The organism is Myxococcus sp. RHSTA-1-4, from assembly GCF_020037125.1.
GTDB lineage: Bacteria > Myxococcota > Myxococcia > Myxococcales > Myxococcaceae > Myxococcus.
The window spans coordinates 15368-40146 of sequence record NZ_JAIQDG010000016.1; the positions used below are offsets into that span (position 1 = coordinate 15368).

The window sequence follows — 24779 nt, forward strand, 5'->3', positions numbered from 1 at the left end:
GCCACCCATGAGAGACCTGCCCCCGCTCACGTCCCTGCGCGCCTTCGAGGCCGCCGCGCGGCACCTCAGCTTCAAGCGGGCCGCGGACGAGCTGGCCGTGACGCCCACGGCCATCAGCCATCAAATCCGCCAGCTCGAGGAATGGCTCGGCACGCCCCTCTTCGAGCGCCGCGTCCGCCGCGTGGTGCTGACCCCCGCCGGACAGTCCCTCTACCCCGCGCTACGGGAGGGCTTCGACGCCCTGGCCCGCGGTGTCGACGCACTGAGGAAGCCCCCCGAGCGCGCCACCGTCACGCTCTCCGCCACCGTCGCCTTCACCTCGAAGTGGCTGGTGCCGCGCGTCGCCGCGTTCCGCGCGGCGTGTCCGGGGCTCGACCTGAGCCTCCATGCCTCGGACGACACCGTGGACCTGCGGGACGGCGGCGTGGACCTCGCCATCCGCTATGGCCGGGGCGTCTACCCGGGGCTGCGCTCCGAGCTGCTGCTCCAGGACCGCTTCGCGCCCGTGTGCAGTCCCCGGCTCGGCGTGCGCGCTCCCGCCGACCTGGGGAAACACCCCCTGCTCCGCTTCGAGTGGCGCCGCGTCGAGGACGACACGCCCACGTGGCCCCGCTGGTTCGCCGCGGCGGGCCGGCCCTACCGGGCCCCGGGCGGGACGCTGGTCTTCTCCGACGAGTCCCACGCCATCCAGGCCGCCATCGCCGGACAGGGTGTCGCGCTCGCGAGCCTCGTGCTCGTCGCGGAGGAGCTGGCGAGCGGAGCCCTGGTGCAACCCTTCGGGCCGGAGCTGGACGGCTTCGCGTACCACGTCGTCCACCGGGAGCCGGCGCGCGACGCGGAGCGCATCACCGCGGTCCGCCGCTGGCTGTTGCGCGAGGCGAAGGCCTACACGTCCCGCGTCCCCCCGTCTCGGAGGCGCCCCGCCACGTCCTGAGCTCCTCCGGCCACCCGCCAGGGGCATGTCAGACCGCTCCCTAGAATGCCCGCCCTCACCCGGTAATTTTCGGAGGCGTTGTGACGGAAGGCACCATCTCCCTGGCGCGGTACTCCATGCTCTCGGCCCTGCCCTCGGGTTGGGTGGGGGAGATTCTGGACGATGAACTGGTGGCCTCGCCGCGCCCCACTCCCGCGCAGACGCGCGCGGCCTTCATGCTGGGCGTGGAGCTCGGCGAGCAGCTCGACCGGCGCCGGGGTGGCAGCGGCCGCTGGTGCTTCCTGCGCGCGCCCGAGCTGCACCTCGGCGACGACATGCTCGTGCCGGACCTGGCCGGCTGGCGCCGCGAGCGCGTGGCCGCTCCGCTCGACCCGGACGTGCCCTTCCTCACGCTGTCGCCGGACTGGGTGTGCGAGGTGCTCGCGCCCTCCACCGCCGCGTTGGACCGCACGCGCAAGCTGCCCCTCTACGCGCGCGCGGGTGTCTCCCACGTCTGGCTGGTGGACCCCGTCGCGCGCACGCTGGAGGCATACCAGCGCGTCAAGCGCGGCTGGCTCCTCACCGGTTGCTACGAGTCGGACTGCGTGGTGCGCGCCGAGCCCTTCCCGTCCTCGTCGCTGGAGCTCGCGTCGCTCTGGCTGCCGGAGGGCTCGGAGAAGCCCTCGTTGCTGGCAGCGGTACCCTGAGGGTCGCGCCGGTCAGCCGGCGCGCTTGAGAAACGTGCCGTCGGCGGGCTTCGCCAGCCGGCGCACCGCCCGCAGCAGCAGGTCCGGGTCCACCGGCGCGGCCAGGAAACCCCGCGCGCCCACCGCCTGGGCCCGGGGCAGGTCCAGCTCCGGCACCTTGCCGGCCACCACCACCTGTGCGAGCACCTTGCGGCCCAGCGCCTCCATGGAGGGCAGCGGCGCCACCACCACCTGCGTCTCGCTCGCCGCCAGCAGCTCCTCCGTGCTGGCCACCCGCGCCGTCAGTCCGCCGTGGGCCTGGAGCACGCGCACCAGTCCCGCCGCGGCCTCCGCGCCCCAGCCGTACACCAGCACCTGCGCCACCTGCTCGGGCCGCGCCGCCGTCAGCGCCGGCAGCTTCACCGGAGCGGGCGTGGGCCTCGGCACCGGCGGAGGCGTGGGCTTCACGGGCACCGCCGACTGCACGGGCGCCGGCCGGGTGGCCTCCTCCAGCGAGGTCATCAGCGGCAGTCCGTCCGCCGTGACGCCGTCCTCGGCGGGGGCCTCCATGTTGGTCAGCTCGGCCATGCTGCCGCCCAGCAGCATGGGCATGCTCTCGTCCGCCTCGGGCAGGGAGAAGCTCTCCATGCCGGGACGCCGCGGCGCCGCCTCACCCGTCTCGCCCCGGTACATGCGGCCGATGGCGCGGCGGATGGCCGCGTCCGTGGCCAGCTTCGCCACCACGCGCGACTTGCCGGACACGCTCATCACCGCGTCCAGGGACGCCAGGCTGGCCGGCGCGGCGATGGCCACCACCAGCACCGAGTCCCGCGGGCTCTTGCTCTCCAGCCGCAGCGGCACCACCCGGTGCGCCTCCGCCACCTTCTCCGGAATCAGGTACGTCAGGTTCGCGTCCGGCGCCTGGGCATCCAGGTCCACCGTCTGCATCCCCACCTGCGTCGCCAGCGCCTCCAGGACCTGCTCCGCGGTGCAGAAGCGCTGATCCACCACCACCTGTCCCAGCGGCACACCCCACTTGCGCTGGTACGCCAGCGCGGAGTGGAGCTGCAGCGCGTCAATCGCGCCCTGCTCCAGGAGGATGTCACCCAGTCGCTTCTTCATGGTCGGTTCCCTCGCCCCCCACCGCGGCCCCCCGCCCTCAGGGGCGTGGCCTTGGTCCAGGAAAGTCATGTGCTGTGTACGCTTTCACCCGGCGTATGGCTTCCTCGCGGACGCCAGATGGTTCCGCTTCGGCGCCAGTCTGCAAGCCCGGTGCCGGGCGCCAGATGGGCCACACCGCCGGTGGAGGGCGTCCTCTAGTGGATACACCGCCCGTCCTCAAGTGCGCTCCGGGCGGCCGGTCGTCCCCCATTCAACACGCTGATAGGCACCGTGTCGGTGCCTTACCTAGCTTCCCCCTCATGGGCGGTATGTGCCTCGATGCGTGGGTGGGACTCCTTCGGGAGGAGGCCGGCCGGGAGCCGGGCCTGGTGGGCGTGGGGGAGCGGCTCGCGGGGCGGGTGGTGGAGCCGGGCAGCCTCCGGCCGTATCTGCATTTCAGCCGCGGCGGCTACACGCGCAACCTCGTGTACCGGGACGCGCGGCTGGAGGTGTTGATCAACTGCTGGGACTCGGGCGCCGTCTCGCCCGTGCATGACCATGACGGGCAGGAGTGCTGGTTCAGCATCCAGTCCGGCACCTTCGTCCTGGAGAACTACGCGCTGCTCTCCGGAGGGCTGGGCCCCGGGCCGGCGCGGCTGGGGCCTCCGGTGGTGGTGGGCCCGGTGGGCGCGGGCCACGTGGACTTCCGCTGTCCCGAGGCGCCCATCCACCGCGTCATGGTCCGGCAGGGGCCGGCCATCTCCCTGCACGTCTACGCGGGGCCGGTGGAGCGCTGTCTCGTGTACGACGTGAGGCGGCAGCGCTGTACCGCGCGGCAGCTCCGCTACCACTCCATCTTCGGCCGCCCCCTGTCCCGCATGGACGCGCTCCCGCCGGTGACGCGCGGCTGAGTCCCGGCGTCCGGGCGGCACGCCCGTGCGTTCCGGCGGCACGCGCCCGGACCGTTGTTACCAGCTCGGCTCCGGCATGGGGGCGTAGAGGGCGCCGCGCTGGCGCTCGAACACGCCGAGCCGCGCTCCGAGCATGTACACCCCGCGCGTGGCCTCCATCAGCGGAGCCCACGGGGCCAGGGCGCTCACGGAGGCGGCGTCGTCCTCGCTGTTGTCACCTGTCTGGCCCAGCAGCTCGGACAGCACCTCCGAGCCGCGCTTCCTGCGCGGGTACTCCTCCACGCGCACCCGCGCGTCGGCGGGCAGCTTCGCCAGCTCCTTCGCCAGCGCGAGCGCCTTCGGGTAGCCGCCCAGCGCGTCCACCAGCCCGTGCGCCAGCGCGTCCTCGCCCGTCCACGCGCGGCCCTTCGCCACTTCCTGGAGCTTCTCCAGCGGCATCTTCCGTCCGGCCGCCGCGCGCTTCGTGAAGTCCGCGTAGATGCGCTCCACCGCCGCCTCCGCGCGCGCCTCCTGCTCCGGCGTGTAGTCCGCGTCCGAGCCGTTCATGGTGGCGTTCTTCCCCGCCGCCACCGTGTCGAAATTCACACCGAGCTTCTCCCAGAAGCCCTCGGTCACGAACTTGCCGTCGTACACGCCGATGCTGCCGGTGATGGTGCCCGGCTGTGCGACGATGCGGTCCGCGTCCATGGCGACGAAGTAGCCGCCGCTCGCGGCGTAGGTGCCCATGGTGACGATGACGGGCTTGCCCGCCTCCCTCGCGCGCTGCACCTCGCGGCGCACGGTGTCGCTGGCCACGTAGCTGCCGCCGGGGCTGTCCACGCGGAAGAGGATGGCCTTCACCCGCGAGTCCTCGGCGGCCTTGCGCAGGGCCGCCGCCACGCTGTCAGCGCCCATGGCCTCCTCGCTGGAGAGCGGATTGGACTGGCTCTTGCCCCGCGTCACGCCGCCCACGCCGTAGACGAGCGCGATGGTGTCGCCGGAGACGTGCGGCCTGCCGGCGCGCTCCAGGTACTTGTGCACGTAGAGCAGCTCGGCGCCGTCGCCGGCCTCCTTCTTCAGCTCGCCCAGGACCTCGTCGCGGTAGCGCAGTCCGTCCAGCAGCTTCGCCTCCACCGCCTCGGGCCCGAAGAGCGGCGCCTTGTCGATGAGGGCGCGCACCGCGTCCTCGGTCAGCCCGCGGTCCTCGGCGATGCCCCGCACCACCTGGCCGAAGAGGCTCTGCGTGAAGCGCTCGGTGGCCTCGCGGTGCGGCGCGTTGTAGCCCTGCTCCGTATAGGTGTTGATGGCGTTCTTGTACTCGGCGCGCTTGTGGAAGCGCGGCTTCACGCCCAGCTTCTCGAAGGCGTCGCGGGCGAAGGGCGTCTCGAAGGCCAGGCCGGTGATGCTCAGGTCTCCGGACGGCTGGATGTAGATTTCGTCGAAGGCGGACGCGACGTAGTAGGCGATGGTGGTGTTGTCCGCTCCGAAGGTGTCCGTGTAGGCCACCGCCTTCTTTCCGGTGGCGCGGAAGGCCTTCACCGCGTCACGCAGCTCCTGCGCCGCGGCGGGGCTGCCGGGGTTTTCGATGCGCGCCACCAGCGACTTCACGCGCGGGTCCTGTCCCGCCTTCTCCAGCGCGTCCACCACGTCGCGCACCGTGGGCGGGTCCTCGCCGAAGGCGCTCGCCAGCGAGTCCCCCGACACGTGCTCCGGCAGGGGCCGGTCCAGGTCCAGCTCCAGCACGATGTTGGACGGCACGGTGGGGCCGCTCGCCGACGCGAGCACCATCAGGCCGATGAGGCCCACCACGAAGAGGACGGACATGGCGCCGATGAAGGCCAGCATGCCGACGATGAATCGTTTCATCCGAAGGGACTCCTGAGGGCCGCGAGGCAGGGAACGGCCCTGGCAGGCGGGTCCTTACTACTTAACGAGCTCCGGTGAGGATGCTTGCGCGTCCGTGAGGGACGGGAAGCTCGCGATGGAGGACATCCCCCGGACTCGGAGGCCCCGGCTCCTCGCCGGGTGGAGGGGCGTGCGTGCCGTGCGGGCTGCTCCAGGCGCGAGCGTCCCCATCCTCTCAGGGTTCACGAGGCGACGGTGCCCGCTGCCGGGTGGAGGGGTGATGTCCACGGGCGGTGGGCCCTGGCGCCGGGTGCGTTGCCGGTGCGGGTGGTGCCATGGCAGGCAGGCGCTCGCACGACAGGAGGGAATCATGGAGAAGCGGCGGCTGGGAGATTCCGACCTTCACATCACAGCGCTGGGCTTCGGAGCCTGGGCCATTGGCGGTGGAGGCTGGCGGTTCGCGTGGGGCCCGCAGGAGGACCCGAAGTCCATCGAGGCCATCCATCGGGCGTTGGATTCGGGCATCAACTGGATAGACACGGCGGCGGCGTACGGGCTGGGCCACTCCGAGGAGGTGGTCGCCCGCGCGCTGGAGGGCCGCTCGCGAAGGCCGTACATCTTCACCAAGTGCGGCATGGTCTGGGACACGAAGGGGGACATCCACCGCGTGCTCGATGGCGACTCCATCCGCCGCGAGTGCGAGGCCTCCTTGCGCCGGCTGAAGGTGGACGCCATCGACCTGTATCAAATCCACTGGCCCGTGGAGTCGCTGACGGAGATTGAAGAGGGCTGGACGGCCATGGCGGAGCTGCGGCGCCAGGGCAAGGTGCGGTGGATTGGCGTGTCCAACTTCAACACGGACCAGCTGGAGCGCATCCAGCGCATCGCGCCCGTGACGAGCCTGCAGCCGCCCTACTCGCTCATCCATCGCGACATCGAGACGAACATCCTCCCCTACTGCTCGCGCAACGGCATTGGCGTCATCACCTACTCGCCCATGGCCTCGGGGCTGCTGTCGGGGGCGATGACCCGCGAGCGCGTGGCGGCCTTCCCTCAAGACGACTGGCGGCGCCACAGCCAGGACTTCCAGGAGCCTCAGTTGTCGCGCAACCTGGAGCTGGTGGATCGGATGAGAGTGATTGGAGGGCGGCATGGGCGCTCGCCCGCGGAGGTGGCCATTGCGTGGACGCTGCGCACGCCCGTGGTCACCGGCGCGATTGTCGGCGCCCGCAGCGCCGCGCAGGTGGAGGGCTTCATCGCCGCCGGGGACTTCCGCCTCACGGCGGACGAGGTGAAGGAGATAGAGGACTTCGTTCGGGGCGCGCAGTCTCCGCACGGGGAGATGTACGCGTAGGGCGGACGCCGAAAGAGTTGGAGACCTTGAGGATGCGGGTGGCGGGGCCGGGCAGTGAGCGCTCGCCGTGGGCCTCGTGGATGTGGCCGAAGACGTGGAGCCGGGGCCGCGGTGCCCGGTCCCCGGCCGTCACGCCCGGAACGCCCGGCCGGCCGTCCTGGCGCCGTTCGGGATGGCGGGAGGCCCCTGCCGGGTTAGAAGGCCCGTGCACTCCCAGAAGACCCGCGAGGACCGCATGAAGCGTCGTACCCCGCTCTCCCTCCTGGCCGCCCTGCTGGTGGCCGCCAGCCCGGTATGGGCCCAGGCCCCCGCCCCCTCTCCGAAGGCCGCGCCGGCCGCCGTCAGCAAGGCCATCCCCGCGAAGGGCAAGGCGAAGGGGCAGGCGCTCGCCCCCGTGGCGAGCGTGGAGGGCATCACCGAGTACCGCCTGCCCAACGGGCTGCGCGTGCTCCTCTTCCCCGACCCCACCAAGCCCAACGTGACGGTCAACGTGACGTACTTCGTGGGCAGCAAGCACGAGGGCTACGGCGAGACGGGCATGGCCCACCTGCTCGAGCACCTGATGTTCAAGGGCACGCCCACCACGAAGAACATCCCCCAGGCCCTCACCGAGCGCGGCGCCCGTCCCAACGGCACCACCTGGCTGGACCGCACCAACTACTACGAGACGCTCCCCGCCTCGGACGACAACCTGCGCTGGGCCCTCGCCTTCGAAGCGGACCGCATGGTCAACAGCTTCATCGCGAAGAAGGACCTCGACAGCGAGATGACCGTGGTCCGCAACGAGTTCGAGTCCGGCGAGAACGACCCGCGCGGCATCCTCTTCGAGCGCGTCATGTCCGCCGCGTACATCTGGCACAGCTACGGCAAGGCCACCATCGGCGCGCGCTCGGACCTGGAGAACGTGCCCATCGACCGGCTGCAGGCGTTCTACCGGAAGTACTACCGGCCGGATAACGCCCTGCTCGTCGTCGCCGGCCGCTTCGACGAGGCCAGGGCGCTGTCCATGATTCAGGACACCTTCGGCAAGCTGAAGAAGCCCGCCACGCCGGTGCCCGCCACGTACACCGCGGAGCCCGTGCAGGACGGCGAGCGCGAGGTGACGCTGCGCCGCGTGGGTGACACCTCGCTGCTCACCAGCCTCTACCACGTGCCCGAGGGCGCGCACCCGGACTTCGCCGCCGTGGACGTGCTGACGCTCATCATGGGCAACAACCCGTCCGGCCGGCTCTACAAGGCCTTGGTGGAGACGAAGAAGGCGTCGCGCGCGGGCGCCTCCAACCTGCAACTCCGCGACCCGGGCGTGCTCGTCTTCTCCGTGGAGCTGCGCCAGGACCAGTCGCTGGCGGACGCGCGCGAGGTGTTCCTGAAGACGGTGGAGGACTCCCACCGCACGCCCTTCACCGAGGAAGAGGTGACGCGGGCGAAGACACAGCTCCTCAAGTCCATCGACCTGATGCTCAACAACTCCGAGCGCGCCGCCATCGAGCTGTCCGAGTGGGCCGCCTCCGGTGACTGGCGTCTGCTCTTCATGCACCGCGACCGCATCGAGGCGGTGAAGCCCGCGGACGTGACGCGCGTGGCGGCCACGTACCTCAAGTCCTCCAACCGCACGCTGGGCACCTTCATCCCCACGCCGAAGCCGGACCGCGCGGAGCTGCCGCCGCCGGTGGACGTGGCGAAGATGGTGGACGGCTACAAGGGCCGCGAGGCGGTGGCGCAGGGCGAGGTGTTCGACCCGTCGCCCGCCAACGTGGAGGCGCGCGTGCGGCGCGGCGAGCTGCCGGGCGGCGTGAAGTACGCGCTGCTGCCCAAGAAGACGCGCGGGGAGATGGTGAACGTGGCCCTCAACCTGCGCTGGGGCACGGAGGAGTCGCTGCGCGGGAAGTCGGACGTGGCGCAGTACGCGGGCCGCATGCTGATGCGCGGCACCACGAAGCGCGGCCGGCAGCAGCTCCAGGATGCGTTCGACAAGCTGAAGGCCCGCGTCGGAGTGGACGGCGGCCTCACGGGCGCGACGATTTCCATCGAGTGCCCCCGCGCCAGCCTGCCCGAGGCCCTGAAGCTGGTGGCCGAGGTGCTGCGCGAGCCGGCCTTCGACGCGAAGGAGTTCGCGCTGCTGAAGCAGGAGCGCCTGGCGGCGCTGGAGTCACAGCGCAGCGAGCCGGAGACGCAGGGCAGCATCGCCTTCTGGCGGGCGCTGTCGGGCCACTACCCGAAGGGGCACCCCTACTACGTGCCCACGTACGACGAGCGGCTCGCCGGCATCCGCGACACGTCGCTGGAGGACGCACGCGCCTTCCACAAGGCCTTCTACGGCGCGTCCCACGGCGAGCTGGCGGTGGTGGGTGACTTCGAGCCGAAGGAGCTGGTGCCGCTCGCGGGAGAGTTGCTCGGCGGCTGGAAGAGCCCGGCGCCGTTCAAGCGGGTGTCGCAGATGTTCGCGGCCGGCGGGGCGCAGGTGGTGGCGCTGGAGACGCCGGACAAGGCGAACGCGTACTACCTGGCGGGCCACTCGCTGAAGCTGCGCAGGGACGACGCGGACTATCCGGCGCTGCTGCTCGGCAACTTCGTGCTGGGGGGCGGCTTCCTGAACTCGCGGCTGGCCACGCGCATCCGTCAGCAGGACGGGCTGTCCTACGGCGTGGGCAGCAGCCTGGACGCGAGTGATATCGACCCGGTGGGCAACTTCATCACCTACGCCATCTACGCGCCGGAGAACGCGGCGCGGCTGGAGGCGGCGATGCGCGAGGAGGTGTCGCGCGCGGTGCGGGAGGGCTACAAGGCCGAGGAGCTGGAGAAGGCGCGCGCGGGCCTGCTGGAGTACCGGCAGGCGGCTCGCTCGCAGGACGGCGGCCTGGCGCGGCAGCTCGCCGGGTACCTGTACCTGGGGCGCACGCTGGCCTTCGACGCGGCGCTGGAGGAGAGGCTGGCGAAGCTCAAGCCCGATGACGTGCGCAAGGCGATGGAGCGGCACCTGGACTGGGAGAAGGTGACGCAGGTGAAGGCGGGCGACTTCGCCAACGCGGAGAAGAAGGCGAAGGCCCCGGTGAAGGCTCCGGCCGCGCCGTGACGCGGTAGCGCGCGCTGAAGGATTCGAGAGCCCCGCGATGCGCTCCGGCGCCGCGGGGCTCTCTCTTTTCGTGCTCAGGGGGTGCCTGGCCCCCGTGTCTCTCGGGAGGCAGTCCGGCACGGTGTCCGCGAGGCGACAGCGCCGGAGGGCTCCGGCTCGTTCCCGCGTGAGGGGCTGACACGTCCGGGGAGTCCTGCCCGAGGGTGACGGTGTGGCTACCTTCCTGCATGGACAGGAGGGGGAATGCGGAGATGGAGCCGACACCTCGCGCGCCTGCTGCCGTGGCTGCTCGTCCTGTACGTGGTGCTTCCCGCCTGTGCGCCGCAGAGCGGCTGGAGCGTGCCCCCGCCGGACTGTGAGGACGTGAACAGCGCCTCCTTCGTCCAGGGGCTCGCGGCGTGGAGCCGTGCCGGTGGGGAGGACGGGCGCGACGCGTGGGGCGAGGGCGCCGGCCCGGATTACGACCCACGGACGCAGGCCGAGGAAGACGGGCTGCCCGTGTTCCATCTCTACATGTCGGGCTCGCTGCCGGACGATGACGACTACCGTCCGGCGCGGCTCGTGTACCGCGGGCGCTGCTACGTGGCGGAGGTGCGCTACCGCGGGCACACGTCGCTCAAGTTCCCCAAGCGCAGCATGACGCTCGACTTCGACGAGGGGCAGACCTTCGACGAGCCCGTGCTCGCCGGCGGCTTCATGGGGCGGCGCAAGGTGGTGCTCATCAGCCCGTTCAACGACAACGCCTATATGCGCTCGCGGCTCGCCTTCGAGGTGTGGAACCGCATGTCGCCGGACCACGTGCGGGTGAAGGCGTTCAGCGTGGTGGTGTATCTGAACGGGCGGTACCACGGCCTCTTCACGGTGGCGGACCACATCGACCGGCACTTCCTCGCCGGGCAGGGGATGGACCCGGGCGGGGAGCTGTTCAAGGCGGTGGGACTGGACGCCAACTTCTCGCGCATCAGCGCCGAGGGTGTGCCCAAGGTGAGGCTGCGCCAGGGCTACGAGAAGAAGGAGGGCGAGCCGGAGGTCGGTGACGAGGCCTACGGCGCCATCGAGGCGCTCACCGCCTTCGTGGCGGACTCCAGCCCGGAGCAGTTCCGCGCGGAGCGGGGCGCGTGGATGGACACGCGGGACTACGACGACTGGTGGATTTTCGCCCTCCTCGCGTACACGAAGGACTCGGTGGCGAAGAACGCGTACCACTTCCGAGCGCGGGGACATGGCGCGCGGTGGCGCTTCATTCCCTGGGATTTGGACGCCAGCTTCGGGCAGCACTGGAACACGCAGCGGCTGGACGCGAACGAGCTCTACTCCTTCACGAACGAGAACCACCTCTTCGCGCGGTTGATGGAGGACCCGGCCATCTCCGGCCCGCTGCACGCACGCTTTCGCGAGCTGCTGAAGGGGCCGTTGCATCGGGACGTGGTGCTCGGGCTCATCGACGGGTACGCGCGCGAGCTGGAAGCAGCGGCGCTCAAGGACGAGGCGCGCTGGGGAGCGGAGTACCGCGCCTTCCCACGCTGGAGCTGGCGCACGGACCTGAACGACTTCGCCGGAGAGGTGGCGTACCTGCGCGCCTGGGTGGAGCTGCGCTGGACGGCGCTGGAGCAGGTGCTTCGCTGAGGCTCCCTGTCCAACCCCCCGATATCAGGGGGGAATGCGTCCGGCGGGGCGCGGGAGGCACGGGTCTGGATGACCCTACCGGCTCCTCGAGTCTCATTTTTCAGCAACAACCGACATGTGGGTCCGATAACTGCTTTGTAGGTCTCATGCCCCCATTCGCCCCCCGAGGTCCCCCATGGGTTTCAGGATTCCCAGCTTCAACGATGTGAAGAAGACGGTGACCAACACCGTGAAGGACGTGAAGAGCACGGCCGTCGACACGGCGAAGAACGTGAAGAACACGGTCGTCGACACGACCAGGGACACCTTCGAGGTCGTGAAGCACAACCCGGTGACGGACGCGCTCAAGAAGGCGGTCACCGACCCGACGGACCTGGCCCGCGACACGTTCCAGGGGGGCCTGCGGCTCGCGTACCACGGTGCGGACAAGCTCCTGCCGGACGGCGCGACGAATCAGCTGCTGAAGGTCGCCGAGGGCGGCGTGGACGCCCTGGCGAAGACCTCCGAGCTGGTCACCGGCGAGAAGTCGTCGCTCACGGAGAGCCTGAAGAAGCTGGGCGAGGTGGACCTCAATGGCATCACCCGCACCACCGACCCCGTGACCGGCCAGAAGCTGAAGGGTGACTGGACGGAGCTCTGGGGGACGTGGCTCCTGGAGGAGAAGCCGAAGGACCTGGGCACGTGGAGGACGGAGCCCGACGGCACCGAGGTCGTCACCATCAAGGACAACGCGTACACGGAGGACCTCGCCGGCCGTCCGCACCAGAAGAAGGTGACGGAAGAGTTCTTCAAGATGTACCCGAACCCGAAGCCGGGCGACGTGTTCCCGCCCAACGGCGACAGCAAGGCGGTGGACAACAAGGACCTGTATGTCTTCGCGGGCGAGGACACCTCCGAGTACAACAAGGAGGATCCGCACACGGCGCTCGAGTGGTTCATCGGCTCGTACCGCACGCAGGTGAAGTGCACCGGCATCGACGAGAAGACCGGCAAGCCGAACCTCGAGTACACGGTGGTCAACAACTCGCACTTCGAGTCCGGTACCCGCGTGCCGGCGAGCTTCCAGCAGAAGGGCCTGCCCGAGTACCTCGTCCCGGACCAGAAGCGCGAGACCGGCCTGGGCGTCGGCGGCGACTGGGTCCAGGAGTACGTGTGGACCGCCAACGGCGTGGACGACCCCAACAAGTGACGTCGTCCTGAAGTGATGAGGAAGGCCCGGTGGCCGCGAACCGCGGCTCCGGGCCTTCGTCTTGTGCGCCCAGCACGGGCGGGGGGCATCACGCCCTGGCTTCCGTCCAGTAGCTCGACAGCAGCTCCGCCTGCATGAGCACCGTGTTCGTCGCGGCATCCTGCTTGTGGGGCGGATACCCGTACTTGTGGAGGCCGGAAACGACGAAGTACTGCCCGAGCTCGTCCGGCCTGCCATGGCGCCGATAGCAGCCCGCCTTGACAGCCGCCCACCTCCGAGGAGGGGCTCTCCGTGGCTCACGTCGCGGGCACCGCCTTGAGGGGGCCCAGCAGACCCGCGCGGTCCAGCAACTCACGGACCTGCTCGGCCAGGGCGACATGGGCCGGGTTGGAGACCGTGAAGCGCTCGGAGGTCAGCACGATGAGGGTGCCCTTGTCCTCGACGGGTTCGACCCGAACGGGCGCGGGGAGCGGCGGCACCGTTCCGCGATGCCGGGCGAGGTAGGTGACCCATCCGAATTAGGGACCGCCCTTCGCGCAGCGAGGCTTCAGCAGGTCCCGGAGCGGGTCAGACATCGCCACGCCCCAGTCCGGCTCCCAGGCGCTCGCCATGCTCCGCAGCAGGCCGCCGAGCACGGGCGCGGTCAGCACCCGCTCCGAGCTCGGCCCCCGGCGCGGCAGCGTGAAGACGCAGGCGTTCTGGACCCACTGGGAGTAGCCGCCGCACATGAAGTTGAAGCCGCAGGCCTCGTGGTCGTCATCCGCGCCATTCCACCCCGCGATGCTGAACCCCAGGTCATCGAACTGGCGGTCCTTGCCTCGCCGGATGAGCTCCTCCAGGGACGGGCGCGTGAGGTCGATGGGGCGCCGGAGGGCGTCCTTCCGGGACCTGCCCTGCTGGAACCCGTGGGCCAGGGCGCTGTCGAAGCCGTCGAGCTTCACGCCCCCGTTTCGGGGGTCCATCCCGCCGAGCACAAATCCACGGTAGTCACGACCTCGGCGGTCGGCGGCCAGTTGTGCCGACGTGCGAGATGCTCCGCACGCTCGGGCGTGCACACGACATCGGCGATCTTCTCGAGCACGGCACCGTCGAAGTCCTCACTCTCACGCGAAAGCCGGGGCAGGCCTTTTTACCCGCGCGCAGCGTCTTGCGGCAGTTGTAGCAGCAGTACGCGTAGGTCGCGCCATCGAGCGACTTGCCCAACGCCTCGAGCTGGTAGCGCGACCCGCACAGCCCGCAGCGCGCGAGGCCCGTCAGCACGCGCGGCTTGGCCGATGCGCGCCCAGGCAACTCGGTCGGTCGTCGCTGCGCGCGGAGTTCCTTCACGAGGGCGTACGTCTTGGCGTCGACGGTCGGCTCCATGGGCAGCGTCATCCACTCGCGCGGTGGCCGCAGATTGCCGTGATGGCGTACGCCCCACCGCACGACGCCACCCGCCGCCGATTGGCGGAGCGTCTGAATCACCGCGCCCTTGTCCCATAGGTTCCCCTTCCGCGTGCGGAAGCCGATCTGGCGGTGTTTCGGCATGTTCGAGTCCTTTCGGGAGGGGCAAAGCCGCTCCACCCTTGAACCGGGGGACACGAAATCAACCGCAGAGAATCTCTTGCGAGATCGCGGACCTTGCCGGAGCCTGTCCATCTCATCCACATGCCGAAGAAGCCCTCCACGAAGACTGCGGCCACAAAGGCCTCGCGCACGGCGAAGGCGCTCGCGCCACGACCTACGCGGGCAGTCGTGGTCGAGAGCGACGCCCGCTTCACAGAGGTCGTCGAACTCATCGCGGCCGCCCGCAGCCGCGCGTACCAAGCGGTGAACGCGGAGCTGGTCTCGCTCTACTGGCAGCTCGGCGAGTACATCAGTCGGAAGATCGCGAGCGCCGAGTGGGGCGACGGCGTGGTCGAGGAGCTCGCGGCGTCCCTCGCGAGGCGCTTTCCCGGCCTCCGGGGCTTCACACGCCCGAACCTGTTCCGGATGCGCCAGTTCTACGAGACGTACCGGTCGAACCGAAAAGTCTCAGCACTGCTGAGACAATTGCCGTGGACCCACCACCTCCTCATCCTCGGGCAGGCCAAGTCGGCAGAGGCTCGCGAGTTCTACATCCTCGCCGCCACCAAGGAACGCTGGTCCTCCCGCGAGTTGGAACGGCAGATCCGCTCCGGCGCCGTGTTGCGTGATGCGCGGGCCACGAAGGCAGTCTCACCAGCGCTGAGACAAACTCATCCCGACGCGCTCGGCGAGCTGAAGAACGCATACAACCTCGAGTTCCTCGCGCTCCCCGACGGCCACTCTGAAGCCGACCTCCACGGCGCCCTGCTTCGTCACCTTGGCCGCTTCCTCACCGAGTTGGGCCGCGACTTCTGCTTCGTCGGCTCGCAGTACCCAGTGCAGGTAGGGAACCAGGATTTCGCGATCGACCTCGTGTTCTTCCACCGTGGCCTGCGGTGTCTCGTGGCCTTCGAGCTGAAGACCGAGAAGTTCAAGCCCGCCGACCTCGGGCAGCTTTCGTTCTACGTCGAGGCGCTCGACCGTGACGTGAAGAAGCCCCACGAGCGACTCTCCATCGGCGTGCTGCTCTGCGCGACGAAGGACGACGAAGTCGTGGAGTACGCGCTCGCTCGCACGACATCGCCCACGCTCGTCGCGGAGTACCAGACGTTCCTACCACCGAAAGAGCTGCTGAGGGCGAAGCTCCACGAGTTGTACGCGCAGCTCTCGCCGGACGAGACGACTCCCGTATCGAAGCCAACTCTGACTCGCTCACGGAAACGTCCGTGACTGCTCACCCGCGCTCCCGCGCGTCGTAGTGCGCTTCCCGGTAAGGAGGGACCATGTTCAAACACTTGAGAGCGGGGTCGGCGACGAGGTGTTCACCTCCGACGGGCGCACGCTCTACTTCCTCAACGACAAGTTGAAGACCTGAAGCTGTCCATCCTGCCGCCCCTCACGCCGACGTACGTTGGCTTCGTCCCCCCTCGGCACCGACCGCTGGCGACGAACGGCCCCCGCATTCGTCGCGGGACGGTGCGAATTCTGAGGACTGTCCCGGCTCGCCGCGCGCAACCTGCTGGATTCGCAACGATTCGCAATTTTGGGACGGTGCGAGCGGAGAGAACCTGTCCCACCGATGTCGCCGCCGATGAGCTGGGGACCCCGTTCCACCGAAATCACCGGTACCCGGGGATCCGGTTGGTGATTTCAGGGCAGTTCTCCGTCCGAGCCGACAGCGCAGGGGGCGCGCAGGGCCAGTCCGCTCATGCGCGCGCACGGCGGGGCCGGGTGGAGGGGTCTCCCCGGTGGAGGGCCGCGAGGACACCCCCTGGGCGTCAGGGTCGGACCGTGTGGTACCCCTTCCCGTCCATGACGAAGACTTCGGCCCGCTCGGTGATGACCTGCGCGTTGAGCGCGTCGGGAAACACCTTGGGCCAGTCCTGAAGTTGAAGCCGCAGGCCTCGTGGTCGTCATCCGCGCCATTCCACCCCGCGATGCTGAACCCCAGGTCATCGAACTGGCGGTCCTTGCCTCGCCGGATGAGCTCTTCCAGGGACGGGCGCGTGAGGTCGAGGGGGCGCCGGAGGGCGTCCTTCCGGGACCTGCCCTGCTGGAACCCGTGGGCCAGGGCGCTGTCGAAGCCGTCGAACTTCACGCCCCCGTTTCGGGGGTCCATCCCGCCGACCCAGGAGGACTCGTCGGCGGAGCGCCCTGAAATCTGCTCCTGGTAACGGCGGGCGCGCGGGGACATCGACTCTTCCTGTTCGAGCCAGCCGGACTCGGGCAGCACACGTCTGAGGGCCGTGTGCTCGGTCGCGGTCTGTGGAGGAGTGCGCCTGGCAGGGACATGAAGGCACGCCTGGAAGGCAGTACAGCCAGCCTGCCTGCTCGGGGTGTCGTGTAGAGGGCACGTCAGCTCCTGCGCACGCCGCCTTGTGGCCTCCCGTGCGGCGGCCCACCTTGTGGGCATGGAGTTCTTCGGCGTCCGCATCCTCGGCTTCAACGACGAGACGCTGCGCAAGGTGGTGCTCTCGGCCGCCGTGCTGGCCGTGGCCTTCGGCGTCCGGGCGCTGCTGGCGGTGGTGGTGGGTTTCGGCACCGGGGTGTCGCGGCACACCATCTGGGTGCGCAAGAGCATCCGCCTCGTCTTCGGTTGCATCGCGACGCTGCTGCTGCTCTCCATCTGGTTCGACAACCCGGCCCGGCTCTCCACCTTCCTGGGACTGGTGGCCGCGGGGCTCGCCTTCGCGTCGCAGAACGCGGTGCTGTCCGTGGCGGGCTACTTCGTCATCGTCTTCGGCAAGACGTTCGACATTGGCGACCGCATCCAGATTGGCGAGGTCCGCGGGGACGTGCTGGACATCGGCCTGCTGAAGACGACGGTGATGGAGATGGGCGTGCCCGGGCCGCTGCAATCCGCCTCCCCGCACTGGGTCGCCTCCCGGCAGTACACCGGGCGGGTGGTGACCCTCACCAACGCCGAGGTCTTCAAGCAGCCAACCTTCAACTACACGCGCAACTTCAACTTCCTCTGGGAGGAGATGAGCCTGCCGCTACGCTATGACGCGGACTTCCGGCTCGCGGAGTCCATCGTCCTGGCCGCCGTGTGCGAGGCCACCGCCGACATCATCGACGCGGGGCACCGCCAGCTCGCCGACATGCGCGAGCGCTACCTCATCCACGCGAGCGACCTGGAGCCGCGCGCGTACCTGCGGCTGACGGACAACTGGGTGGAGATGCGTGTGCGCTTCCTGGTGAAGAACTTCGGCGTGCGCGACGTGAAGGACTTCGTCTCGCGGCGGGTGCTCGAGCGCTTCCATGCCGAGGGCATCGAGCTGGCCTCCACCACCGTGGAGCTGGTGCGCGTGCCCCGCGTGGAGGTGCGCGAGGTCCCCACGGACGACCGCGCGCGCCAGGACGCGGACGCGCCGCCCACGCAGCCACACTGACCCGCCCGGGGCATGGATTCTCCGCGCATGTCCCGCCCTCCCCTGCTCCTCACTGCCGGGGCAGCGTGGCGAGGAACGCGTCGAGCGCGGCGTTGAACTCCTGCGGCGCGTCCATCATCAGCCAGTGGCTCACGCCCGAGAACACCGTGTGCGGGATGCCCGGGTAGAGCAGGTGGTAGGCATTGGGCTGGATGAACGCGTCCACGACGAGCGTGTGGACGGGGCCCTTGTAGCGCTCGAAGACGGGGTCCGAGTTGTACGAGAGCATGCTCCGCAGCGCGCCGAGGACCACCTCGCGGGGGGTGGCGTGCAGCCAGCGCATCACCGCCTCGTGCGTGTGCGGCTTCGCGTTCTGGAGGATGGGCGCGAACCATGCGTCCATGAAGTCGCGGTACTTCTCCGGGCGCAGGCCGTCCTGGAACCAGGCGACCTGCTCGGGAGGCAGCGGCGGCAGGGTGCCCGCCGTGTCCACGAAGACGAGCCCGGCGAGCCGCTCGGGCCAGCGGATGGCATACTCACCCGCGACGGTGCCGCCGAAGCTGTGCCCCACGAGAACGAAGCGCTCCAGTCCCAGCGCGTCCGCCACCGCGTTCATGTCCTCGGCCAGGTCCTTCGCGCCGTAGCGGCCCTGAGGGTCCAGGTCGGACTCGCCCATGCCGCGCCAATCGAACGACACGGAGCGCTGCTTCAGGTGTGCCTGCTGCGCGGCCCACTGCTCGCGGTTGCCGGCGTTGCTGTTGACGAAGAGGACAGGCAGGCCGCCCGCACCGGAGTCGGTGACGGCGAGCCGGCCCGCGGGACCCTGGACGCTGCGGGAGGTGGATGGCATGGGAGCACCATGCCAGATGCTTCCGGGGGTGGCGTCACCCTCTGGAGCGAAGTGCCCCCCGCCTCGACACTTCCAGCGCATCCGGACTCGCGCGAAGCGTGAGCGGAGGGCGCGGTGTCGAAGTCACCAGCGGCGGAGTGGCGGAGGTGCTCCCCGAGCGACGCCGGGTCTTCTCGTGCCACCTCGCGCGACGGAACGCTCACCCACGAAGCTCATACGGCACCGCGTTCCGCCTCCTACGCCGGAGTCACCTCGCTCCCCTCCCCTGCCCCCGCTTCGCGCGACCGCGCCGGCAGGTACATGTTGATGGACAGCGGCGCGAACGCCGTCAGCGTCCCCAGCAGCAGCTCGAGCGCGAGCGCGCCCCGCGCGGTGGACTCTTTCGAAACGGTGTTCATGCACTCGCGTCCGGCGCTCGAGGAAGCAGCTCCCACGCCTGCCCGGCGGCCCGGGCTCCCGGCCTCGGTGGCCGTCCCCGGTGCCGGGCACCTCCCGGACCGTGGAGTGGAGTTCCTGCGCCTCCTGGATAGCGGCCGGGCGCGCCGGAGGCGATTGCGGAACGTGAATACACCTGTTGCGGAAATGGAACACCGCGGCTGTCCGACACCCAGGCCGGGCACCGGCCCCGCGGCGGCCCGCATGTCAGACCCCTCGGTTATTCCTATCCCCGTCGCGCACACGGAGGCGTCGGACCCTCTGAGGCCCGAACCTGATTCCACCGATGCGCCCTCACCGCACGGATGGGTCCGCCTTCCGTGTCGCGCGACACCAGCTTCACCACGCGGGCAGGGCTGCCTCGCGTGGAAAGACGGCGCACGTCCCGGCCCTGGGGGGAATCCGGGGCCGGAGCGCCGGACGCGGGACGGAACCTTCCGTGCCGCGGCGGCTTCAAGACGCCACCCAGGCCGGGGGGCGAAGCCAGCACGTCTGGCTCGACCTTCCGGAGGGCTGGCCGGTGCGCGCGAGGCAGGCAGATCCTCAACCCCTCCCACTGCCCGCCTCGCGCGCTCCCGTAAACCTTGGAAGGAGAGGGGAGGGCAGGGCGCCTGGCCCGCCGGGTGCTTCCCGGCCTGGGCCCTTTGCTTGCCAAGGGCGCCCGCCGGAGCCATACGAGGCACGGACAGGTCGCGGCGCGCGGAGCCAGGGTGCCCGGGTGCCATGAGGGGAGCGGGGCCGTGTCAGGCTCCCGGCTCCACCAGCGACCCTCGTGAGCAATGGGACTCCGTTACGACGTCATCGTGGTGGGCCTGGGCCATGCGGGCTGCGAGGCGGCGCTCGCCTGCGCTCGGATGGGACTGGCCACGCTGGGCCTCACGCTGAAGCGCGACCGCGCGGCGGTGATGAGCTGCAACCCCGCCGTGGGTGGCACCGCCAAGGGCCACCTCGTGCGCGAGCTGGACGCACTGGGCGGGGAGATGGGCCGCGCGGCGGACGCGGCCGGCACGCACTTCAAGACGCTGAACGCGTCGAAGGGCCCGGCGGTGCAGGCCACGCGCGTGCTGTGCGACCGGGAGGAATACTCGGCGGGGATGCGGGCCGTCCTCTTCTCGCAGCCGAACCTCACGGTGCGCGAGGGCGAGGTGTCCCAGGTGGTGGCCGAAGGCGGCCGGGTGGCGGGCGTGGTGCTGGGTGACGGCACGCACCTCGAGGCCTCCGCGGTGCTGCTCACCACGGGCACCTTCCTCCAGGCGCTGATGCACGTGGGCGAGAAGAAGGAGGTGGGCGGGCGCCTCGGTGACGACGCCGCGCGCGGCCTGTCCGACTCGCTGCGCGCGCTGGGCTTCACGCTGGGCCGCTTCAAGACGGGCACACCGGCGCGGCTGGCGCGCGAGAGCATCGACTGGGACGCGGTGGAGCCGCAGCCCGGAGACTTCCCGCCGCGTCCGTTCTCCTGGCGCACGAAGGTGGAGCTGGGCTCGGGCGCGCCGTTCCCGAGGCAGCCCGCGGTGACGTGTGGAATCACCTCGACGACGGTGGAGACGCACCGGGTGCTGCGGGAGAACCTGCACCGCTCTCCGCTGTACCAGGGGGAGATTGTCGGCCGGGGGCCTCGCTACTGCCCGTCGCTGGAGGACAAGGTGGTGCGCTTCGCCGCGCGCGAGAGCCACCAGGTCTTCCTGGAGCCAGAGGGGCCCACGTCGCCGCTGGTGTACCCGGCGGGCCTGTCCACGAGCCTCCCGGCGGACGTGCAGCTCACCTTCCTGCGCACCATTCCGGGCCTGGAGAAGGTGGAGGTCGTCCGCTTCGGCTACGCGGTGGAGTACGACTACGCGCCGCCCACGCAGCTCAAGCCCACGCTGGAGACGAAGGCGATTTCAGGCCTGTACTTCGCGGGGCAGCTCAACGGCACCTCGGGCTACGAGGAGGCCGCGTTCCAGGGACTCTGGGCCGGCATCAACGCGGCGCTGCAAGTGAAGGGCGAGCCGCCGCTGCTGCCCGGCCGGGACGAGGCGCACGGCGCGGTGCTGGTGGACGACCTGGTGACGAAGGGCGTGGACGAGCCGTTCCGCATGTTCACCAGCCGCTCGGAGCACCGGCTGAAGCTGCGCGAGGGCAACGCGGACCTGCGGCTGGCGCGGCACGGGCACCGGGTGGGGCTGTTGCCACGCGAGGCGCTCGAGCGGGCGGAGGCGCGGGCGCGCGCGGTGGCGGACGAGGTGGCGCGGCTGAAGCGCTCCGGGCTGGCGACGCGGCTGAAGCGGCCGGAGGAGACGTACGCGCGGCTCGGTGAGGGGCGCGAGGACTGGCCGGTGGTGGCTCCGGACGTGGCGGAGGAGGTGGAGGTGGAGGTGAAGTACGAGGGCTACATCGCCCAGGCGGCGAGGGCGGCGGCGCGCGAGGCGGAGTCGACGGACCGGTGGCGGATTCCGGAGGGCTTCCGCTTCAACGAGGTGCGCGGGCTGAGCTCGGAGGCGGTGGAAAAGTTGACGGCGCACCGGCCTGGGACAGTGGGTCAGGCGCGGCGGATTCCGGGGCTGACGCCGGCCGCGGTGTCGCTGTTGCTGGTGGCGCTGAAGCGGGGGAGTGGGGCGGCGGGAGGCTGTGCACAGCCCGTGGAATGATCGGAACCGGGTTGTGGATAACGTGTGGGAAACTTTGGGGACAGCCGTCGCCTGAGTGATTCCAGGGGTTTGTGGGCCAGTTGGATGTGGAGGCGTTGTGGATAACGCGCGGTTCTTGGATCTGCTCGCGGAGGGTTGCCGGGCGCTGGGGGTGTCGGTGGCGGAGGACGTGGGGCCTCGGCTGCACCGGCTGATGGGCGAGTTGTTGAAGTGGAACGCGAAGGTGAACCTCACGGCGATTACCGCGCCGGAGGAGGTGCTGGAGAAGCACTTCCTGGACTCGTTGGCGGTGCTGCCGGAGGTGACGGGCGCGGCGACGCTGTTGGACCTGGGCGCGGGCGCCGGGTTCCCCGGACTGCCGTTGAAGCTGGCGCTGCCGGGGTTGGGCGTGACGTTGGTGGACGCGGTGGGGAAGAAGGTCGCGTTCATCAAGGCGGCGGCGGCGAGCCTCGGGTTGCAGGGCGTGCGCGGGCTGCATGCGCGCGCGGAGGGCAAGCCGGAGGCGGAGGGGATTCCGCGCGCGGAGGTGCTGATTGCGCGCGCGTTCATGGACCTGCCGGACTGGCTCGCGCTGGCGCCGGGGTACGTGGCGCCGGGTGGGCGCGTGGTGGCGATGCTCGGCAAGGCGCAGTCGGACGCGGAGCTGGCGGCGCGCGCGGCGGAGCGGCAACTGCGCGTCGTGTCCGCGCGTGCGTACCGGCTGCCGTTCTCCGGAGCGGAGCGGCAGGTCGCGGTGTTCGCGAAGGAGTAGGGGAGGGCCGCGCCCCGGCGTGGAACGTGAGGTCGCGGCGTTCGCGGAGGAGTAGGCGAGAGCGGGCTCTCCGGCATGGAACGGCAGGCCGTGCTGCTCGCGGTGGGTAGGCCGCCTTGAGGTGAACAGCGCATCAGGTTGTGCTGTTCATGAGCGGAGACGTGGGCAGCTCCGGTGCGCGCGTGATGCAGGGAACGCCTTGGCCCGCGGGGTGCCCCCACCACGCATGAGGACATGCCGGGCGCGTTCTTCCGGACACCTTGCACGTGAGGGCCTGTGCCCCGTGCATGGAACTGCTGGCGCCCTTCAGTGGAACGTACGACCGAGGCGCGGCTGCATGGCGCGGCCAGAGTGTCCCGTTAGTCTTCCTGGCGGGGGTGCCAGGGATGAAGCCGCTTCCGGTAGAGGGACCGCTCGTCTGGATGTACGAGCGTGACCACGACGTGCTCGCACACGTGTCACGCGCTGACTTCGAGCGGCGCATGGGCCCGCCACACGGGAGGGACCTGGAGGGGGACGGACTCGGGCCGACGGACTGGTGGGCCTGGCGCGCGGACTGCGGGCTGACGGTGGCCGTGCTGTATCGGGAGCGCACCGGCCGCTTCCATGTCTTCACGGGTGAGGAGGAGATCGACCACGCACTCGCCCACCTCGCGTGGTGGAGCCGAGAGGTGGAGTGGCGCGCGGATGAAGGGAGGCCTCTCGCGAAGAACGGCTGGGCCGTGTACCGCCAGGACGACACGGGCAACCGTCACGATGTCACCGTGATGCCGGTGCGGAGCCACGCCGAGTGCCTCGCGCGTCTGCTTGAAGCGCGGGCGCACAAGCAGTGGTACGCCGTCGAGGCGCGTGGAACACCGCCGCCGCAATGGTCCGCGCGGCCGCGCGAGGGCTGGGCCGTCATCCGGCAGGACGAGCACGGCAACCGCGCCGAAGTGCTCGTGCACCCGAGCGAGGAAGTCGCGCGCAAGCTCGCCGCCGCGTACGGCTCCGAGCCCCGGCACAAGCAGACCTATTTCGTGGTGCCGGTGGCGCCAGGGGTTTGAGCGGCCACGGCTCGCGCGAGCTCGGCGACCACTGTCTGCTTGAGCGCCTCGCGGCTGGTCATCTGGGTGAGTGGCCACGCGGCGATGCGGAAGTGGGGCGCTCCCGTGAAGACACGCGGGTGCTCGGCGAGGGTGAGGTCCTTCGCCGCGCCCGGCGTGTATCCGTGTTGCAGTAGCAGGTTCCCCGCGAAATCGCTGTCGCTATAGCGGGCGCGGATTGCATCGGGGACCAGCTCCTTCTCCAGGCCGGCCACCGCCAGCACGAGCACGGCCTCGTCCGCATCGAATGCTGGACTGAGGTGCACCTCGATGATGGCGGCATGCCGGGCCGGCTCGCCGGCCTTCGCGTGCGCGTAGACCCTGCCCATGCTTCGCGGGAAGCGCGATGGGAGCGACTCGATTGCGTTCGAGATGCCAGCGAAGAACAGGTTCCCGTACCAGACCGTGTTCCACCCGGCATCTCCGAGCACCAGGTCGGCATCACCGAACAGCGCGGAGACCTCGCGGTACACCTCGCGCATGAAGTCGGTGCACTGCTTGATGGCGACACCCGTCCGTGGAACAGCGCTCATCGTTCGTCCTCATTTGAGGTGTTGAAGGAAGGGCGGGGGACCCAGGCTCCATCGTTCGCGCCATGCAGGTGAGCTGGACACCGGCGGCAGCGTGGAGGCGAGCCTGTCGAAGCCCCGGAACCGGAGCAGCGACTTGCGCTCGAGCAACGCGGCGAGGTCGCGGCGCAGGTTCCGCTGAGCCGTGTCTCCAGGGGCCGGTTGCCGTGGTGGCTCCCGCGTGACGAGTGCATGCAGGTCGCGCCACGAGAGCCAGTAGAACCTCGCGAGTGATTGCTCTTCGGGCGTGAGCTGCTTCCAGCTCTCGGCCATGTCTTCGACGGGCATCGTGCCGTGCGCGGTGACGTAGACGAGCTTCACGCCCTGGATGGGAGCGCGGGTGGCCGAGGTGTCGGACCGTGAGGGTCTGATGCCATCCCCGGCCAGTGCGCGCCAGTAGTCCACGAGTTGGTCTCCGTGGGCCTTGCCGTCGGAGTCCTCGCTGATGGCAGCGTTGCTCTTGCCCGACTCGTACTTGCACTCGACGAGGATGGCCTCGGTCCGTGACTCCAGCTGGAGCAACACGAGCGCATCGGCCTCCCGGGTTCCGGCGCGAGGCCAGAACAGCACCGTCGCTCCGAGCACTCCGTCCGGCACGAGTGGCTCGGTCACGTGAGACGGATGAGCGCGAGCGTGGCGGAGCCACGGAAGCAGGACGTGCTCGGCGGGCAGATACGTCAGTGAGCCGAGCAGATTGGACGTGAGCAGGTCCTCGAGCCTGTCGAGTGCGATGCGCGTGTCGTCAGGCAACTTGTTGTGGAGCTCGGCCTTGAGCATGGGCGGTGCTCCGAGCCTTGGCCCGCATGGAGCGGCGCGCAAGAACTCGGCCCTCGGGGTGCCCGCGGCTCTGCCGCTGCGTCAAATCGACA

Annotated in this window: 19 protein-coding genes and 1 pseudogene; 12 read left to right on the forward strand and 8 right to left on the reverse strand. The window is 70.1% G+C overall.

Features of this window, described 5'->3' with window-relative positions; genetic code table 11:
* Nucleotides 1-7 precede the first annotated feature (7 nt).
* Together gcvA and K8638_RS21705 are read left to right on the forward strand one after the other, a co-directional pair.
* On the forward strand, nucleotides 8-934 hold the full coding sequence (gene gcvA, locus K8638_RS21700; RefSeq protein ID WP_223756488.1) for a transcriptional regulator GcvA: 927 nt from the start codon (nucleotides 8-10) through the stop codon (nucleotides 932-934).
* Between the two features lie 80 nt (nucleotides 935-1014).
* Nucleotides 1015-1620, forward strand: a complete 606-nt coding sequence (locus K8638_RS21705) for a Uma2 family endonuclease (RefSeq protein ID WP_223756489.1) — start codon at nucleotides 1015-1017, stop codon at nucleotides 1618-1620.
* 12 nt (nucleotides 1621-1632) lie between these two features.
* Here the strand turns inward: K8638_RS21705 and K8638_RS44915 are convergent, their stop codons facing one another.
* Nucleotides 1633-2721: a hypothetical protein gene (locus K8638_RS44915; protein WP_305071179.1), complete on the reverse strand. Its 1089-nt coding sequence runs from the start codon at nucleotides 2719-2721 to the stop codon at nucleotides 1633-1635.
* A 326-nt stretch (nucleotides 2722-3047) separates the two neighbouring features.
* Here K8638_RS44915 and K8638_RS21720 point away from each other — a divergent pair, with 326 nt between their 5' ends.
* Nucleotides 3048-3611 (forward strand): cysteine dioxygenase family protein, encoded by a 564-nt coding sequence (locus K8638_RS21720; RefSeq protein WP_223756490.1) that lies wholly within the window; start codon nucleotides 3048-3050, stop codon nucleotides 3609-3611.
* Nucleotides 3612-3668: 57 nt separating this feature from the next.
* Here K8638_RS21720 and sppA read toward each other — a convergent pair whose 3' ends face one another.
* Nucleotides 3669-5456: a signal peptide peptidase SppA gene (gene sppA / locus K8638_RS21725; RefSeq protein ID WP_223756491.1), complete on the reverse strand. Its 1788-nt coding sequence runs from the start codon at nucleotides 5454-5456 to the stop codon at nucleotides 3669-3671.
* Nucleotides 5457-5805: 349 nt separating this feature from the next.
* On the opposite strand from sppA, the gene K8638_RS21730 reads away from it, so the two are divergent.
* The 4 genes from K8638_RS21730 to K8638_RS21745 all read left to right on the forward strand — a co-directional run bounded on the left by K8638_RS21730 (nucleotide 5806) and on the right by K8638_RS21745 (nucleotide 12677).
* Nucleotides 5806-6789: an aldo/keto reductase gene (locus K8638_RS21730; protein WP_223756492.1), complete on the forward strand. Its 984-nt coding sequence runs from the start codon at nucleotides 5806-5808 to the stop codon at nucleotides 6787-6789.
* Nucleotides 6790-7024: 235 nt separating this feature from the next.
* Nucleotides 7025-9862, forward strand: a complete 2838-nt coding sequence (locus K8638_RS21735; protein ID WP_223756493.1) for a pitrilysin family protein — start codon at nucleotides 7025-7027, stop codon at nucleotides 9860-9862.
* Between the two features lie 243 nt (nucleotides 9863-10105).
* Entirely contained in the window at nucleotides 10106-11488 is a 1383-nt protein-coding gene (locus tag K8638_RS21740; RefSeq protein ID WP_223756494.1) for a CotH kinase family protein, read from the forward strand.
* A 175-nt stretch (nucleotides 11489-11663) separates the two neighbouring features.
* Entirely contained in the window at nucleotides 11664-12677 is a 1014-nt protein-coding gene (locus K8638_RS21745) for a hypothetical protein (RefSeq protein ID WP_223756495.1), read from the forward strand.
* 296 nt (nucleotides 12678-12973) lie between these two features.
* Here the strand turns inward: K8638_RS21745 and K8638_RS21755 are convergent.
* Nucleotides 12974-13639: pseudogene (locus K8638_RS21755) on the reverse strand (immunity 52 family protein).
* Nucleotides 13640-13664: 25 nt separating this feature from the next.
* Nucleotides 13665-14204, reverse strand: a complete 540-nt coding sequence (locus K8638_RS21760) for a recombinase family protein (RefSeq protein WP_223756498.1) — start codon at nucleotides 14202-14204, stop codon at nucleotides 13665-13667.
* 120 nt (nucleotides 14205-14324) lie between these two features.
* On the opposite strand from K8638_RS21760, the gene K8638_RS21765 reads away from it, so the two are divergent.
* On the forward strand, nucleotides 14325-15452 hold the full coding sequence (locus tag K8638_RS21765) for a YhcG family protein (RefSeq protein ID WP_223756499.1): 1128 nt from the start codon (nucleotides 14325-14327) through the stop codon (nucleotides 15450-15452).
* A gap of 1181 nt (nucleotides 15453-16633) precedes the next feature.
* Nucleotides 16634-17614: a mechanosensitive ion channel family protein gene (locus K8638_RS21770; RefSeq protein ID WP_223756500.1), complete on the forward strand. Its 981-nt coding sequence runs from the start codon at nucleotides 16634-16636 to the stop codon at nucleotides 17612-17614.
* A gap of 49 nt (nucleotides 17615-17663) precedes the next feature.
* Here the strand turns inward: K8638_RS21770 and K8638_RS21775 are convergent, their stop codons facing one another.
* Nucleotides 17664-18443 carry an alpha/beta fold hydrolase gene (locus K8638_RS21775; RefSeq protein WP_223756501.1) on the reverse strand — a complete coding sequence of 260 codons (780 nt, stop codon included), beginning with the start codon at nucleotides 18441-18443 and terminating at the stop codon, nucleotides 17664-17666.
* A 236-nt stretch (nucleotides 18444-18679) separates the two neighbouring features.
* Complete coding sequence (locus tag K8638_RS21780; RefSeq protein WP_223756502.1) at nucleotides 18680-18841, reverse strand: hypothetical protein; 162 nt, start codon at nucleotides 18839-18841, stop codon at nucleotides 18680-18682.
* A gap of 816 nt (nucleotides 18842-19657) precedes the next feature.
* On the opposite strand from K8638_RS21780, the gene mnmG reads away from it, so the two are divergent.
* The 3 genes from mnmG to K8638_RS21795 all read left to right on the forward strand — a co-directional run bounded on the left by mnmG (nucleotide 19658) and on the right by K8638_RS21795 (nucleotide 23302).
* Nucleotides 19658-21505 carry a tRNA uridine-5-carboxymethylaminomethyl(34) synthesis enzyme MnmG gene (gene mnmG / locus K8638_RS21785; protein WP_223756503.1) on the forward strand — a complete coding sequence of 616 codons (1848 nt, stop codon included), beginning with the start codon at nucleotides 19658-19660 and terminating at the stop codon, nucleotides 21503-21505.
* A gap of 97 nt (nucleotides 21506-21602) precedes the next feature.
* Nucleotides 21603-22256, forward strand: a complete 654-nt coding sequence (gene rsmG, locus K8638_RS21790; RefSeq protein ID WP_223756504.1) for a 16S rRNA (guanine(527)-N(7))-methyltransferase RsmG — start codon at nucleotides 21603-21605, stop codon at nucleotides 22254-22256.
* Between the two features lie 422 nt (nucleotides 22257-22678).
* Nucleotides 22679-23302, forward strand: coding sequence for a hypothetical protein (locus K8638_RS21795; protein WP_223756505.1), 624 nt, complete (start codon nucleotides 22679-22681; stop codon nucleotides 23300-23302).
* Here the strand turns inward: K8638_RS21795 and K8638_RS21800 are convergent.
* Together K8638_RS21800 and K8638_RS21805 are read right to left on the reverse strand one after the other, a co-directional pair.
* Nucleotides 23269-23874 carry a hypothetical protein gene (locus K8638_RS21800; RefSeq protein ID WP_223756506.1) on the reverse strand — a complete coding sequence of 202 codons (606 nt, stop codon included), beginning with the start codon at nucleotides 23872-23874 and terminating at the stop codon, nucleotides 23269-23271. The genes K8638_RS21795 and K8638_RS21800 overlap by 34 nt on opposite strands.
* A 9-nt stretch (nucleotides 23875-23883) precedes the next feature.
* Nucleotides 23884-24687, reverse strand: a complete 804-nt coding sequence (locus K8638_RS21805) for a hypothetical protein (protein ID WP_223756507.1) — start codon at nucleotides 24685-24687, stop codon at nucleotides 23884-23886.
* Nucleotides 24688-24779: the final 92 nt, after the last annotated feature.